Source organism: uncultured Aquimarina sp. (assembly GCF_947500065.1).
Lineage (GTDB): Bacteria > Bacteroidota > Bacteroidia > Flavobacteriales > Flavobacteriaceae > Aquimarina.
Window position 1 is genome coordinate 90251 of record NZ_CANMQT010000003.1, and the last position, 15029, is coordinate 105279.

The window sequence follows — 15029 nt, forward strand, 5'->3', positions numbered from 1 at the left end:
TCATTATGAAAAAACAGTTATTAGTTATTTTATTGTTGTTTACCTGTCTTATCAATGCCCAAATTCTTCCAGAAAGGGATAGGGCAGAAGTAATAGATCAAATTCTGGCAGATCGTTTCAATAACCTATTACCAGAGTTAATGGATCGAACAGATATGGATATGTGGATATTGATTTCTAGAGAGTATAATGAAGATCCAGTGCTTCGGACTATGCTTCCTGCTAAATGGTTAAATGCTAGGAGACGAACCATATTAGTTTTTTATAGAAATAAAGAAAAGAATACTATAGAACATCTTGCTGTGGCTAGATATAATGTGGGGAAATATATTGATTCTGCCTGGGACAAGGAGAGACAACCAGATCAGTGGAAAGCATTAGTAGATATTATTGCAAAAAGAGACCCTAAAAAAATTGGAATTAATTATTCCGAACATTTTGGAATTGTAGATGGTATTGTGAAAACTGATTATGAGGAGTTTATGAAAGAACTTCCTGAGAATTATAGAGCTAGAGTTACTTCTGCTGAGAAATTGGCCATTGCCTGGATAGAGACTAGAACAGAACAGGAAATGGAGATGTATAAGGAATTGGTTAGAATAACACATGATATCATAGCGGAAGCATTTAGTACCAAGGTTATAAAACCAGGAACAACTACAACTGATGATGTAGTATGGTGGTTGCGCCAAAAGGTAACTGATATGGGATTAAAAACCTGGTTTCACCCTACCGTGGATATTCAAAGAGCAGGAGAGGCGTTAGAAAGTCATATCACTTCCTTTTCTAATCGTCCCGATAAAAAGATTATTCGCAAAGGAGATTTAATTCATTGTGACTTCGGAATTACATATTTACGACTAAATACAGATTGTCAGCAGCATGCATATATCCTTAATAACGAAGAAATGGTTCCTCCAGAATTTTTGACTAAGGCTTTCTCCGATGGAAATCGCATTCAGGATATTTTTACATCAAACTTTGAAACTGGAAAAACAGGAAATGAGATTTTATTAAAATCCTTAGAAGCGGGTAGAGCAGAAGGTTTAAAACCGTCAATATATACACATCCGTTAGGGTTATATGGACATTCTTCCGGTACAACTATTGGTATGTGGGATTCTCAAGGCGGTGTTCCTGTTAATGGGGATTATCCATTATATGAAAACACAGTGTATGCTATAGAATTAAATACTACTGTAACTATACCAGAGTGGAAAAAAGATATCAGAATTATGCTTGAAGAAGCTGGATTTTGGGGCGCTAAAGGCTTTAGGTATGTTAATGAAAGACAAACTGAATTAATTACTATTCCCAAGAGATAACGTCAAAAAAAACATCCGTAAAATATAATTTTACGGATGTTAAAAATTCTTAGAATTAATTTATAAATAAACTATAAATCAATTTCCTCAGTAGTACCATCAGGATATGTCACTGTTGCTTTATTATCACAAGTACCATCTCCATAATTAATAGAAGCAGATAAATCGTTTTTGGTCATTACTAAAGTTCCTGTAGTAATATATCCACAACTTAGAGTTCCTTCTAATGTAGGATCGGTAGATAATGAATAACTATCAGCATTTAAAGTTACTGTCCAGTTTCCACCAAGAGTGTAGGCGGCATCAGCATTACCAAGTCCAGTAATTGTATAGGTTTTAGTTCCTTGTTCTGAAGCAGTTGTTCCATCTGCTAAAGTGATTGATAGGTCAGAAGTAACAGTATATGTAAAACTTCCTCCATCAGTAGTGTCTAAAGAATAGGAAGTAGTTTTACTTCCATTAACTGAGTTTCCTGCAAATGTTAAGTTATCAAAAGTTATTGTTGTAGAAACTGCATTGTTTTCTATAACAACACTTACGTTAATAGAACCACTTATAGTTTCGCCATCCTCGTTAGTACAATCAGTGAAAGTAAGTGTGTATCCCGTATCGGTAACACTAAATTCTGCACAATCTGGTCTTCCAAATTTGGAAGAAATTTCGGCATTGGATCTATTCATAGAAATATTATCCAACGTCATGTCATCAATGAAATTAGAAATCTTTTCTACTTCCAGACTTTTCATAACATCTTCTTGAGTAATATCTGGATTAGCATTACTATTACTATCATCGTCACTACAACTAACAATGAATAGACAGGCTAGTATTGCAATACTTAATACTTTAATTTTTAAAAATGGTTTGTTCATTACTTTTGCTTTTAAGTTATAAATATTGAACTAGATAATACGGATTTTAGTATGTTATGAATAATATTTTTAGCAATAAAAGTGGTACTTATAGATAAATATATAAAGGCGATGCAAGTATGCATCGCCTTTGGAATATTCTTTTAAAGAAATAAAAAACCGTTATGCTATTTGGCACATTCCCCAAAAACAAAAGAATTCTTCATATTCAAAACCTGGTAAAGAACTTAAAATATTACAATCAGTATGACTATAACAACGCATACCAGTGTTACCTCCATTAATAGATTTTTGTGCTTGCTTGTTTAAAACTTGAGCGCCTTTTACTTGCATTAATTTTTTCATTTTTTTAAGATTATTTGTTTTTATTAGTGTAGCAAACATTTTAAGACAGTTGCTGTTTTCTGTCTGTTTTTTCTAGAATTTTCTTAATTTTTGATTTTAATTGAATCTGTTCAAAATACTCTTACTTACTATTTAAGTATATGAACATATAGAAAGTGTAATAGGATTTCCATTGATTATTTTTTCAACTCCGCAACTACCTGAGCAACAATCACTATCATCAATGCATCTTCTTGCTACATTTTGACATCCATAAGTACCTCCTTGAATTGATTTTTGATGCTCTTTATTAAGGATTCTAACTCCGCTTACTTTTAAAATATTACCTAACATAGTTTTATGGTTTTAATTAATTGTAGTTTTAAAATAAATAGAAAGCTCTTGATTATGGGCATCTTGGATTACATGGAGGATCAATAGGATTTCCATTTCCACCACCTGGTCTTCTTACAGTTCTGCCATCTGCCCATTTTCTTGCTACTGGATTTACTACCCAAATTCGTAATCCACTACTAGCAAATTGATTACGTTCATAGGCCGATCCCAATCGTAATGTAATGACCTGTTGTCCTTGAGCATTTGTTGTTAAAGTACGGTTAGCTCCTCGATAAGTTCCTATTATACTAGAGCCAGAAGTAGTACGCACATCTACATAGGAGCCGTTTTCAAAATTAGTTCCAACAATCCATATACAATAATTATCCGCACAACCTGCTCCTGCACTGATTATTTTTGGTGTTCCGTTTCGTTCGACAATAGCAGCATTATAGGTTCCCAAAAATAGATTAGAATTTGGGCATTGACTATTGTATATATATTCTTGGACTATATATCCATTAGGAATTCCGTCTACAGAACATACTATGAGGATGTCAGAGTTACTTTTTTCGCTAATTTCACTTTCTATTAAGAGGTTCTCTTCGAGAGTACCATCATCTTCTTTTTGACAACTAATTACCGCTAGTATAAGGAGCGCGAATACAGCTTTTTTTAAAATATTTTTCATGAGATTAATTTTAGTTTTAAAATGATTTATGATTCTCGTCGACTAGAATACATTCGTAAAACTATAGGTAAAACATTGATTATAAAAAGGAAGGAAAGTCAGTTTTATAAATTTGATGTTGTTTATGAACAACGTATCTGTATGATTTATTTATCCATGAAAAAAGCGATTTCTTTTACTCAAGAAATCGCTTTTAGGTATTTATATTTTGTAAATATTATTGTTTTTTCATAATAGTACCGTAATACTGAATATTGTTCACCAAAAGGCCATATGTATATATTCCTGCAGGGAGCGCACTATTGGAATACGATATAGTTGCGAAACTATTATCTGGAGATTCTATGTAACCTTGTTTGCCACGAAAATTCCCTTTTTGATCATAAATAGTTAAAATAACTAAAGGATGAGATTCATCACTTACAAAAAATGTGAAATTTACGGTATCTTCAAATGGATTGGGATATGCTTTTATAGTAGTGTTACCTGATTGTATTTGGGGGACGTAATACCTAAGTCTATTATTATAACTATCTCTTTCGAATATATCATCATCGGCATCCGCTAAAATATAAATGTAATCGTTAACAATGTTTTGATAAGCATTACCATCAATTGGCAGGGTAACAGATTTCCGTTCTCCCTTGGCTAATGGTCCTAATGTTATTGAACCTAATAACCGAAATTTTTCTTCTTTTTTTGAATAAAAATTAACCTTAGATTTCTTGATCACATCTTTTTTTCCACTGTTTTCTATATAACTTTTAATTAGTACTCCTTCTCTAGAAATCCTTAGGTCATTTCTTAATATTTCAGCATTAGTTACCTCGAGATCCGCTAAAAAATCTGAATCATAAATATCTATATCTATACTTTCTTCATCTACTATCGTATTATCAGAGTTTTCTTCTACTCTTAAAGTAAATATATGATCTCCTGTTGTAACATTATAATTATTATTTAAAAGGTTTAATTCAAAAAAGCCAAGGAAAATTTTATCTGTTTTTGTTGATTGTGATCTAGTAGGAGGAGGAATTATAATAGGTTCTAATGTTGTATCTATAAAGTTTGGAGATACAAATAGAGTAATACTTTTCTCTGTGGATAGTTCTTCTGATTGGGTGGAATCATATACTCCATATATATTTAAGGTTACGGATCCGTGAATCAAGACTTTTAGATCTGCTATATCCGATGGATTAATTTCTATTTCTCCAGAGTTTACATTGACATCTACATCTATGTTTATTTCAGAATAATCTTCATGGTTTTGTCCATAAAAATATGTTGAATAAAAGATCAAGAAAATTATAGTGGAGAGTAATTTTTTATAATTCATTATAAAGTTTTTTTGTTTTTGTATTGTAAAAATAAAACTTGTATAGTTAGAACTAAGAACATAAGGATGTTAGAAACATCAATTTTATAAAATTGATGTTATTTTTTTTATATTTTTAAGAGATGATACCCTCGTTTTGTTGTTTCGATATATTTATTTCTGTTGTCACCTTCTTAATATAATATGAATGACTTAGTCCCGTTTGTTTTTTAAATGCCGAAGCAAAAGTATTTACACTTCCATAGCCCAATTCACCTGCAATAGCTTTAATTGTATAGGAACGAAATTTAGCATCAGTATCTAATCGATTCCTAAAATATTTTATTCTTAATTCATTTATATAATCATTAAATGATTGTTTTTTATATTCATTAATTATTTTAGATAAATAGGTTGTATTTGTTTCTATGTTTTTTGCTGTGTTATAAAGGTTACAATCAATATTCAAATAAAACGTTGTTTTTTCTAAAGCAGACAATTTTTGTAATAAACTCTCTGCTTTTTTGTCTGTTATGTATTCCTTTTTAGCAACACTTAAAATTTCTGGTTCTAATTTGAATTCCTGTATTCTTTCCTTTTTCAGCTCTTCGTATAAAAGCTTATTTTTTTGTTTGGTTTTGAGGTTATAGATTAAGGCGGCAATGGCAGCAATAAGAGCAAGTAGAAAACTAATGATGTAAAGTGTGTTTTTAGAGATAAGATCTTGATTTTGTTCCTCTAGATTTTCTATATCGTGATCATACAGTTTTTCCTGCGCACTCATTTCATTTTGATATAATGAATCGACAATTTTAGTATATGCCGTGATATATTTAAACTGTAAATCGGTATCATTTAGTTTTTCGCCACATTTTTTTGCTAGATCAGAAGCTTCTCTTATTTTTTCAACTTCAACATTCTCTTTTATATGTTCAAAATTGTCAAGTAATAATTCTCTAGCTTCTTTATATTTTTTTTGCGCATAAAAACAAGTTGCTATATGTAGGTTAGCTGTAAAAAGATCAGGGTCATTTTTTTTGTTTCCTTGTAAAATATCAGATTTCGCAATAGTTAAGTAAGAAAGTGCCTTGTTATATTTTTTCTTTCCAATATATGCTTCTCCTATGTTAAGGTTAAAATCAATAATATATTCTTTTAGATTATGCTTCTCGGCGTATTGCAATCCTTTATAATCATAGTTTAATGCCTCATCATAGTTATTCATCTTATAATAACAAACCCCAATGCCTTGGATGGTAGATAAGTATTTGGCATGATAATTCTTCTGAGATTTATATGCTGGTTTTTGAAGTAATTCCAGTCCTTTTTTTAAAGAAACCAAAGCTTTTTCATTTTGACCTAATCGTATTCGAATTTGACCAATACTTACTAAATTATCAATTTCATATTGCTTAAGATTATATTTTTTAATAACCTCTTTCATATATAGGTACTGATTCAGTGCATTTTTACGATCCCTTTTTTTTTGATATGCACCGCCAAGAATTGACAAGCCACTTATGATATAACCTCCATAGTTTAATTTCTCTCCAAAGTGCACAGATTTATTACCATATTGAATAGCTAAATCATATTTCTTTTTCGAATACGCTATATTCCCTAAATAGAAGTTAGCCCAGAATTGGATCGTATCGTTATCTTCTTTGATACCTCGATCTAAATAAACTTTATAACCTAATTCGGCCTGATCTACGTCTATATTTATTCTTTGAGCTAGAAAAGATTGTATAGAATCAGTGTCTTTTTCATTGGAAATAAACGCTATATCAGCTTTAGAGATATTTTTTTCTTGAAAAGCTAATCCTTTATAGAAAGATAGCAAGAGTATTATTGATAATAAGGGTACGGTAATAACTCTCATAAGTAAAAAGATAATATATCTATAAAAGATTAAGATGTATTTGATTTAATGTTGTACAGTAATTGGATAAAATACCCAATCACTGTAAAATCACTAAAGTATAACTAATACTTTAGTTGAACATTAACATTCTTTATTTTTTACACCTGTATAACTCCTAGGTTAAAAGGTTTTTCAATAGGAGCGTGGTCGGCAGCTTCGATACCCATGGAAACCCATTTTCTGGTGTCTAACGGATCGATAATTCCATCTGTCCAAATCCTTGCTGCTGCATAATATGGAGAAATTTGTTTGTCATATCGAGCTTTGATCTTATCGAACAATGCTTTTTCGTCTTCCTCAGATAGTTTTTGACCCTTCTTTTTTAAAGAAGCTGTTTCAATTTGTAATAGTACTTTGGCAGCTTGCGTACCTCCCATAACTGCTAATTCGGCACTTGGCCAAGCACAGATTAATCTCGGATCATATGCTTTACCACACATAGCATAATTACCGGCACCATAAGAATTACCAATAACAATGGTGAATTTAGGAACCACACTGTTACTAACAGCATTTACCATTTTTGCACCATCTTTTATAATACCTCCATGTTCACTTTTACTACCTACCATAAACCCAGTAACATCTTGTAGAAAAACTAAAGGAATTTTCTTTTGATTACAGTTGGCAATAAAGCGAGTAGCTTTATCTGCGGAATCAGAATAGATCACACCGCCAAACTGCATTTCTCCTTTTTTTGTTTTCACCAATTTACGTTGATTGGCAACAATACCAACAGCCCAACCATCGATACGAGCATATCCCGTTATAATGGTTTGTCCATACCCAGATTTATATTCTTCAAAGTCTGAATCATCTACCAGTCGATGAATGATTTCCATCATGTCATATTGTTCATTACGTGCTTTGGGCAAAATTCCGTAAATATCTTTTGGATCCTTTTTAGGTTTTTCAGCTTTGATTCTATTATAACCCGCTTTATCAAAGTCTCCTATTTTGGAAACTATATTTTTTATGGTATCCAGTGCATCTTTATCATCTTTCGATTTATAATCTGTAACACCAGAAATTTCACAATGTGTTGTTGCACCACCTAAGGTTTCATTATCAATACTTTCTCCTATGGCTGCCTTTACAAGATAACTACCAGCTAAGAAAATACTTCCTGTTTTATCTACAATTAATGCTTCATCACTCATTATGGGTAAATATGCACCTCCTGCAACACAGCTTCCCATAACAGCAGAGATTTGAGTAATCCCCATACTACTCATAACGGCGTTATTTCTAAAAATTCTTCCGAAATGTTCTTTATCTGGAAAAATCTCATCTTGCATCGGTAGGTAAACTCCGGCACTATCTACAAGATATATAATGGGTAACTTATTTTCAATTGAAATTTCTTGAGCTCTAAGGTTTTTTTTACCAGTAATAGGGAACCAGGCACCTGCTTTTACAGTAGCGTCATTTGCAACTACAATACATTGCTTACCACTAATGTGTCCTATTTTAATAACAACTCCACCACTAGGACATCCACCATGTTCTTCGTACATATCATCTCCAGCAAATGCTCCAATTTCTATTGCCTTAGAATCATCATCTAATAAATATTCGATTCTTTCTCGAGCAGTCATTTTGCCTTTGGCATGTAACTTTTCTATTCGTTTTTCTCCACCACCTAACTTTACTTTTGCCAGTTTTTGACGTAATGCAGAGACCAAGAGTTTATTGTGATCTTCGTTCTTATTGAAGTTTATATCCATTTGTGTGTATTGTTTGCACGAAAATACAAAAATCAAGTAATTTTTAAATGATAAATAGTAAAACCAATAGTGCAGATATATTTTCAATAGTAAAGTTTCATAAATGTTAACTGTGAATACTATGATATTTTGTTTTATAACAGTTTGCTAACAATTGATTATTAGATAATTAACAATGGTGAGGTGGTTTTATAACTAACTTAAAACCAACTATTTAAAATACTAATCTATAATCAAAACTCAACTATGAAACTATTTAAATTAAACACGTTCTTTTTCTTTATTTTTATTACTCTTTCTTTTGTTGGCTGTAATGTAGAAGATGAATCTTTTTATGAGGATATCTCATCAATTCCTTTAGAAATAAATGATGAAATTAAAGTCCAGACAAATTATTATGATAATGAAGGCCCTCATGAACATAATTTTACAGAAAAAAGAGCTAATGGCTTTACAGAAACTTATGAGTCAGGTTCTAAAGGTAGTTATGCCGGCGGTAGTGTAAATCTATCTTCTTCGGGTAGTTGGTATCTAAGTGATGCTCTAATTGGAACATTATCGAATGACCGTAAATTTGGTGCTAAATCAGTTAGAATTAGGAATACTGGATATGCAATTATGTCATTCAATATGGATAATGGAGCACAAACTGTTAGAATTCGTCACGCTAAATATGGAAGTAACGGAAATTCTAATTGGCGTCTTATTGCTTCTTATGATAACGGTTCTTCTTGGTCTTATGTAGGATCTACAATTACCACAAACTCTACGACTTTAAATACTGTAACTTTTAATGTAAATGAAACCAGAAGTGTGCGTTATGGTGTATACAAAACATCTGGAGGTTCTAATCGAATTAATATTGATAATTTTGAAATTACCACAGGATCCACAGGAGGAGGAGGTTCTGCATCCAGAGATAGTAACATCACTTTTGGTAATCCATCAAATGCTGGTTCGGGTGCTACCAATTACTATTTATCAAAACCAGATTTTATTTTGTCTTATAACAATAATAGAGGAACTGCTAATTGGGTTAGTTGGCATTTAAGCACTGCCTGGACAGGAAATGCTTCTAGGTGTAATTGCTTTAAAAGAGATACTTCATTACCAAGTAATTTTTTTAGAGCTGTTTCCAGTGACTACACGAATTCAGGATTTGATAGAGGTCATTTATGTCCATCAGCGGATAGAACATATACTTCAGGAGCTAATGAGAATACTTTTTACATGAGTAATATTGCTCCACAAGCGCCAGATAATAATCAAAGGAGTTGGGCTAATTTTGAAACATATCTAAGGTCTTTGACTTTAGAGGGCAATGAAGTACATGTTATAGCTGGAGTTGCAGGAAGTGGAGGAACAGGTAGAAATGGTTTTGCAGCTACGATTGATGGAGGTAATATTACGGTACCAGATTCATTTTGGAAAGTTGCCCTTATTTTACCAAATGGTACTAATGATATCAATCGTGTAACCACATCTACAAGAGTAATTGCGATAAACGTTCCTAACGATCAGGGTATAAGCAGTGATTGGACTCAATTTAGGACATCCGTTAATTCAATCGAAAACCTAACGGGATATGATCTTTTGGAGAATATTACAAATTCTGTAGAATCTGTTTTAGAATCAAACATTGATAATGGCCCATCCAGTTAGGTATATTTCTAACTAAGTAAAAACGGGTATTTAGAAATTAAGTACCCGTTTTTTGATAAATCATTTTTATAACTATTTGTGTAACAATATGTAAGGTATTAAAGTAACCGAAGATCTCTTTAAAATCCTGTTTTTTGACGATAAAATACCGATATTTGCATGCTATTTTTGATTACAGATTAAGAATGGTTAACTAAATAACTTGCTATGGGAATGAATAAAAATACGGTATTGGCGTGGGCTACATTTATAATGATTTTAGCTGGACTGGGGTTGATAGCTTTAGGAGCATTTAGATATAGAGATGTTTCCGGATGGGGATTCGCAGCAGTTGGCGTAGGATTTCTGGCAAATGCCTGGGTGTTCAATGCTTTAAAAGGTAGAGTATAACTACTTTTTTAACACAAATTAATTAACTAATATTATATTAAAATTTAGGGGCTTATGTCTGATGATAAAAAGATAATCTTTTCTATGTCTGGAGTAACAAAAACGTATAAAAGCGCAAATACTCCAGTTCTAAAAAATATATACTTAAGTTTTTTCTATGGTGCGAAAATCGGAATCCTAGGACTTAATGGATCCGGTAAATCTACATTATTGAAGATAATTGCTGGTACTGACAAGAATTATCAGGGAGACGTGGTGTTTTCTCAAGATTATTCTGTTGGATATTTAGAACAAGAACCACAGTTGGATCCGGAAAAAACAGTATTAGAAGTTGTAAAAGAAGGAGTGGCCGAAACTGTTGCTGTGCTGGATGAGTACAATAAGATCAATGATATGTTTGGTTTAGAAGAAGTCTACAGCGATGCTGATAAGATGGAAAAGTTAATGGATAAGCAAGCCAAATTACAGGATCAGATTGATGCTAGTAACGCTTGGGAGCTTGATACTAAACTAGAAATAGCAATGGATGCTTTAAGAACTCCAGATTCTGATAAGAAAATAGGAGTTTTATCTGGTGGAGAGAAAAGAAGAGTAGCGCTTTGTCGTTTATTATTACAAGAACCTGATGTATTGTTATTAGACGAACCAACCAACCACTTAGATGCTGAATCTGTTCATTGGTTAGAGCATCATTTGGCGCAATATAAAGGAACTGTTATCGCAGTAACTCACGATAGATACTTCTTAGATAATGTTGCAGGTTGGATTTTGGAATTGGATAGAGGAGAGGGAATCCCTTGGAAAGGAAATTATTCTTCTTGGTTAGATCAAAAATCTAAACGTTTAGCTCAGGAAAGTAAATCAGCTTCTAAACGTCAAAAAACGTTAGAACGAGAACTAGAATGGGTGCGTCAAGGAGCAAAAGGAAGACAAACCAAGCAAAAGGCGCGTTTAAAGAATTATGATAAATTGATGAGTCAAGATCAAAAACAGCTTGACGAAAAACTAGAAATATATATTCCTAATGGCCCACGTTTAGGAACGAACGTTTTAGAAGCAGCTGGAATTAGTAAAGCGTATGGAGATAAACTGTTATATGAAGATCTTAATTTTAAACTTCCTCAAGCGGGAATAGTAGGAATCATTGGACCTAATGGTGCAGGAAAGACTACTATTTTTAAAATGATTATGGGAGAAGAAACTCCTGATAAAGGAAGTTTTTCTGTGGGTGAGACTGCTAAGATCGCTTATGTAGATCAAGCACACTCTAATATTGATCCTGATAAATCCATTTGGCAGAACTTTAGTGATGAGCAGGATTTAGTGATGATGGGTGGTAAAGAAGTAAATTCCAGAGCATATCTAAGTCGTTTTAATTTTGGTGGAAGCGAGCAAAACAAGAAAGTATCTACACTTTCTGGTGGAGAACGTAATCGATTGCATTTAGCAATGACTCTCAAAGAAGAAGGTAATGTCTTACTTTTGGATGAGCCGACCAATGATCTTGATGTTAATACTTTAAGAGCATTAGAGGAAGGGCTTGAGAATTTTGCTGGTTGTGCCGTAGTAATATCTCACGACCGTTGGTTCTTGGATCGTATATGTACACATATTTTAGCTTTTGAAGGAGATTCTCAAGTTTATTTCTTTGAAGGTAGTTTCTCGGATTATGAAGAAAATAAGAAGAAACGTTTAGGAGGAGATTTGATGCCAAAACGAATTAAGTATAAAAAACTAGTAAGGTAGAGTCTGTTTGATATATGAGTGTTTGGGTAGGAAAATCGTAGGTTGACCACACTACCTGTCACTCAAAGGAAAGCGTACTTGCCTCTAACATACTCAAATACTATACAATGCCATTAAGAAATATTAAGGTTATAGCTTTTGATGCAGATGATACTTTATGGGTAAATGAAACTTTTTTCAGAAAAGCTGAAGAAGAATTTTGTGAACTTGTATCAGACCATCTTCCTAAAGAAGAAGCGAATAAGTTGCTTTTTGAAGTAGAAATGCAAAATCTTGATTTATACGGGTATGGTATTAAGCCATTTACGCTTTCTTTAATTGAAGCGGCAATTAAGATTACTAATGGTAATATGGATATCCAGCTTGTAGAAAAACTGATAGAAAAAGGAAAAAAAATGCTACAAGAACCGGTAGAATTGCTGGATGGTATTGAGGAAACTCTTCAATACTTATCTGAGAAATACCGGTTAGTGATGGCAACCAAAGGTGATTTGTTAGATCAGGAAAGAAAGTTAATTAAATCGGGATTATCAGCATATTTTCATCATATTGAGATAGTGTCTGACAAAACAGAAAAGCAGTATCAAAAGTTGGTACATCATCTGGATATTAAGGAATCTGAGTTTTTAATGGTTGGAAATTCCTTAAAATCAGATGTTCTACCGGTACTTAATATTGGTGCGCATGCGTGCCATATTCCGTTTCATACTACTTGGGCACATGAAGTACATAACGGCACTATTGATCATCCTAATTTTAAAAGCCTTACGAAGTCCGGTGAACTATTGCAATATTTGTAATGAAAAAGAGAGCGTTAGATCTTAATAATTGGAATAGAAGAGAACATTTTGAGTTCTTCAGTGGTTTTGATGAACCTTTTTTTGGGATTGTATCTACTGTGGATTTTACCAAAGGATATCAGGAAATTAAAGACAATGGATATCCTTATTTTCTATATTATTTGTATAAAGCTCTGAAAGCTGTTAATACAATAGATCCTTTTAAATATAGGATAGAAGAGGAAGAAGTATATGTGTATGATCAAATTCATGGTTCTGCCACGATAGGGCGCGAGGATCATACCTTTGGATTTTCTTTTATAGAGTTTAATGAAAGTTTTGATATTTTTCTAGCTAATGCCCGAAAAGAAATAGAGGCAGTTAAGAATAGTACAGGATTGCGTCATAATGATAATGCAAAAAGAATAGATACTGTACATATCTCATCGATCCCGTGGTATAATTTTACCGGAATTTCACATGCTCGACATTTTAAGTATAAAGACAGTGTACCCAAAATTTCCTTTGGAAAATATACCAAAGTAGATGGGAGAATTAATCTTCCTATATCTATCCATGTACATCATGGGTTAATGGATGGATATCATGTTGGTGTATACCTCGAAGAGTTTCAGCGATTATTGAATGAATAATTTAATTTTATAGAGAAACCTTAAGGCATATTTAATTAAAATACTACTTCACATAGTTCTGATTCCATGTCTGCTATAAATTTATCAATCTGTTCAATAGATACATTAGGCATACAAATAATATGAGATTGTCCATTTTCTGTAGCTAATTGCCATTTATTAATAATCTCTTCACTAGGAGCAGGAAAAATAATGGTAATAGCATTATCATTTCTCCAAGCTTTAATTCCAAGTTTTTTTAACTTGTTTTCTGTGTATAAAGCAACCGCTAGACTATGTTCTGTTCGTTTTTTGAATCCTTTAACTCCTAGTTTTTTTATAGCGTACCATAAAAATAAAGGAGTATGTCCATTTCTTGATCCGGTTATGGTAGCATCAGAACTGCCGATGTATGCTATGCGCCTTGCGATTCTATCTCGATTATCTTTTTTTACAATAACAACGCCTGAAGGCATTGGTGATCCAATAAATTTATGACCACTAATTGAAATACTATCGATACCATCTTCAAAATCAAATTTTGGACGAGGAGTTATAAATGGAGCAAAACCTCCTGCTAAAGCTGCATCTGCATGAATGTAACTTTTTTCAATAGCCATATCATCTAGAATAGATTTAATCTTTCTTGTGTCATCCTTAGCTTCGGTCATGGTTGTACCAATATTAGCAACTACTATTGCTGGTTTATGTCTTTGGTATCCAATGGCTTCTTTTAAATCTTCATAATCCATTTCCCCGTTTGGTAGAGATTTTACGATAACATAATCAATATTGAGCAAGGTTACATTTTTCTGAATACTATAATGTGTAGCTTCAGAAAAATAAACCATTCCTTTAGGATATAATTCTCTCGCTACATATAAACCATATAAATTTCCTTCAGAACCACCATTCGTAACATATCCCCAAATATCATTTTCATGAGCCCTAAACAAATTAGCAAAGAAATTTACCACCTCGCGCTCCATTTCTCTGGAATCAACCCGATACGTAGATTCACTAAATGGATCACCTAAGTTATTTAATGGAAACTGTAGAAATGGCATTAATTCAGAATAATCAAAATCTTTAGAGACAGGATATCCCAGAAAATTATGAGTTGTATTTTTAATGCTCTGGTATAATTGATCTAGTTGTTGTTGTTCCTCATTATGTAATTTCATGGTACCGTCTGAATTTTGCGCAAAAATATAGACTGTAGATCTATTTTCTAAATAATTATATAAAAATAGAATATTAGTCTTTTTAATGGTGGTTTATAGTTTTTTGTTCTTTGTAAAGT

The 15029-nt window shown here is 32.5% G+C and carries 14 protein-coding genes; 6 read left to right on the forward strand and 8 right to left on the reverse strand.

Annotated features, from left to right (window positions below; genetic code table 11):
• The first annotated feature begins 5 nt into the window (after nucleotides 1-5).
• A complete protein-coding gene (locus Q0975_RS10480) occupies nucleotides 6-1325 on the forward strand; it encodes a M24 family metallopeptidase (RefSeq protein ID WP_299436177.1) in 1320 nt (439 codons plus the stop codon).
• A 71-nt stretch (nucleotides 1326-1396) separates the two neighbouring features.
• Here the strand turns inward: Q0975_RS10480 and Q0975_RS10485 are convergent, their stop codons facing one another.
• From Q0975_RS10485 to Q0975_RS10515, 7 genes are all read right to left on the reverse strand, one after another.
• Entirely contained in the window at nucleotides 1397-2197 is an 801-nt protein-coding gene (locus tag Q0975_RS10485; RefSeq protein WP_299436180.1) for a hypothetical protein, read from the reverse strand.
• 162 nt (nucleotides 2198-2359) lie between these two features.
• Nucleotides 2360-2542: a hypothetical protein gene (locus Q0975_RS10490; protein WP_299436183.1), complete on the reverse strand. Its 183-nt coding sequence runs from the start codon at nucleotides 2540-2542 to the stop codon at nucleotides 2360-2362.
• A 132-nt stretch (nucleotides 2543-2674) separates the two neighbouring features.
• Complete coding sequence (locus tag Q0975_RS10495; RefSeq protein ID WP_299436186.1) at nucleotides 2675-2875, reverse strand: hypothetical protein; 201 nt, start codon at nucleotides 2873-2875, stop codon at nucleotides 2675-2677.
• A gap of 52 nt (nucleotides 2876-2927) precedes the next feature.
• The gene (locus tag Q0975_RS10500; protein WP_299436189.1) at nucleotides 2928-3548 is read right to left on the reverse strand and encodes a hypothetical protein; all 621 of its coding nucleotides are present in this window, start codon (nucleotides 3546-3548) and stop codon (nucleotides 2928-2930) included.
• Nucleotides 3549-3765: 217 nt separating this feature from the next.
• Nucleotides 3766-4887 carry a hypothetical protein gene (locus Q0975_RS10505; RefSeq protein ID WP_299436192.1) on the reverse strand — a complete coding sequence of 374 codons (1122 nt, stop codon included), beginning with the start codon at nucleotides 4885-4887 and terminating at the stop codon, nucleotides 3766-3768.
• 115 nt (nucleotides 4888-5002) lie between these two features.
• The gene (locus Q0975_RS10510; RefSeq protein ID WP_299436195.1) at nucleotides 5003-6748 is read right to left on the reverse strand and encodes an AraC family transcriptional regulator; all 1746 of its coding nucleotides are present in this window, start codon (nucleotides 6746-6748) and stop codon (nucleotides 5003-5005) included.
• Between the two features lie 140 nt (nucleotides 6749-6888).
• Nucleotides 6889-8517, reverse strand: a complete 1629-nt coding sequence (locus Q0975_RS10515; RefSeq protein ID WP_299436198.1) for a carboxyl transferase domain-containing protein — start codon at nucleotides 8515-8517, stop codon at nucleotides 6889-6891.
• A gap of 246 nt (nucleotides 8518-8763) precedes the next feature.
• Here Q0975_RS10515 and Q0975_RS10520 point away from each other — a divergent pair, with 246 nt between their 5' ends.
• The 5 genes from Q0975_RS10520 (at nucleotide 8764) to Q0975_RS10540 (ending at nucleotide 13747) form a co-directional block, all read left to right on the forward strand.
• Entirely contained in the window at nucleotides 8764-10179 is a 1416-nt protein-coding gene (locus tag Q0975_RS10520) for a DNA/RNA non-specific endonuclease (RefSeq protein ID WP_299436201.1), read from the forward strand.
• Nucleotides 10180-10386: 207 nt separating this feature from the next.
• Nucleotides 10387-10569, forward strand: coding sequence for a CAL67264 family membrane protein (locus Q0975_RS10525; RefSeq protein ID WP_211073417.1), 183 nt, complete (start codon nucleotides 10387-10389; stop codon nucleotides 10567-10569).
• 54 nt (nucleotides 10570-10623) lie between these two features.
• Nucleotides 10624-12315: an energy-dependent translational throttle protein EttA gene (ettA, locus tag Q0975_RS10530; protein WP_299436204.1), complete on the forward strand. Its 1692-nt coding sequence runs from the start codon at nucleotides 10624-10626 to the stop codon at nucleotides 12313-12315.
• Between the two features lie 107 nt (nucleotides 12316-12422).
• A complete protein-coding gene (locus tag Q0975_RS10535; protein ID WP_299436207.1) occupies nucleotides 12423-13115 on the forward strand; it encodes an HAD family hydrolase in 693 nt (230 codons plus the stop codon).
• Nucleotides 13115-13747: a chloramphenicol acetyltransferase gene (locus tag Q0975_RS10540; RefSeq protein ID WP_299436210.1), complete on the forward strand. Its 633-nt coding sequence runs from the start codon at nucleotides 13115-13117 to the stop codon at nucleotides 13745-13747. The genes Q0975_RS10535 and Q0975_RS10540 overlap by 1 nt, the downstream gene beginning before the upstream one ends.
• 35 nt (nucleotides 13748-13782) lie before the next feature.
• Here the strand turns inward: Q0975_RS10540 and Q0975_RS10545 are convergent, their stop codons facing one another.
• Nucleotides 13783-14910 (reverse strand): histidine decarboxylase, encoded by a 1128-nt coding sequence (locus Q0975_RS10545; RefSeq protein WP_299436213.1) that lies wholly within the window; start codon nucleotides 14908-14910, stop codon nucleotides 13783-13785.
• Nucleotides 14911-15029 lie beyond the last annotated feature (119 nt).

Coding starts and splice junctions, on each gene's coding strand:
- Q0975_RS10480 (WP_299436177.1), top strand. CDS start 6: ATGAAAAAACAGTTATTAGTTATTTTATTGTTGTTTACCTGTCTTATC.
- Q0975_RS10485 (WP_299436180.1), bottom strand. CDS start 2,197: ATGAACAAACCATTTTTAAAAATTAAAGTATTAAGTATTGCAATACTA.
- Q0975_RS10490 (WP_299436183.1), bottom strand. CDS start 2,542: ATGAAAAAATTAATGCAAGTAAAAGGCGCTCAAGTTTTAAACAAGCAA.
- Q0975_RS10495 (WP_299436186.1), bottom strand. CDS start 2,875: ATGTTAGGTAATATTTTAAAAGTAAGCGGAGTTAGAATCCTTAATAAA.
- Q0975_RS10500 (WP_299436189.1), bottom strand. CDS start 3,548: ATGAAAAATATTTTAAAAAAAGCTGTATTCGCGCTCCTTATACTAGCG.
- Q0975_RS10505 (WP_299436192.1), bottom strand. CDS start 4,887: ATGAATTATAAAAAATTACTCTCCACTATAATTTTCTTGATCTTTTAT.
- Q0975_RS10510 (WP_299436195.1), bottom strand. CDS start 6,748: ATGAGAGTTATTACCGTACCCTTATTATCAATAATACTCTTGCTATCT.
- Q0975_RS10515 (WP_299436198.1), bottom strand. CDS start 8,517: ATGGATATAAACTTCAATAAGAACGAAGATCACAATAAACTCTTGGTC.
- Q0975_RS10520 (WP_299436201.1), top strand. CDS start 8,764: ATGAAACTATTTAAATTAAACACGTTCTTTTTCTTTATTTTTATTACT.
- Q0975_RS10525 (WP_211073417.1), top strand. CDS start 10,387: ATGGGAATGAATAAAAATACGGTATTGGCGTGGGCTACATTTATAATG.
- ettA (WP_299436204.1), top strand. CDS start 10,624: ATGTCTGATGATAAAAAGATAATCTTTTCTATGTCTGGAGTAACAAAA.
- Q0975_RS10535 (WP_299436207.1), top strand. CDS start 12,423: ATGCCATTAAGAAATATTAAGGTTATAGCTTTTGATGCAGATGATACT.
- Q0975_RS10540 (WP_299436210.1), top strand. CDS start 13,115: ATGAAAAAGAGAGCGTTAGATCTTAATAATTGGAATAGAAGAGAACAT.
- Q0975_RS10545 (WP_299436213.1), bottom strand. CDS start 14,910: ATGAAATTACATAATGAGGAACAACAACAACTAGATCAATTATACCAG.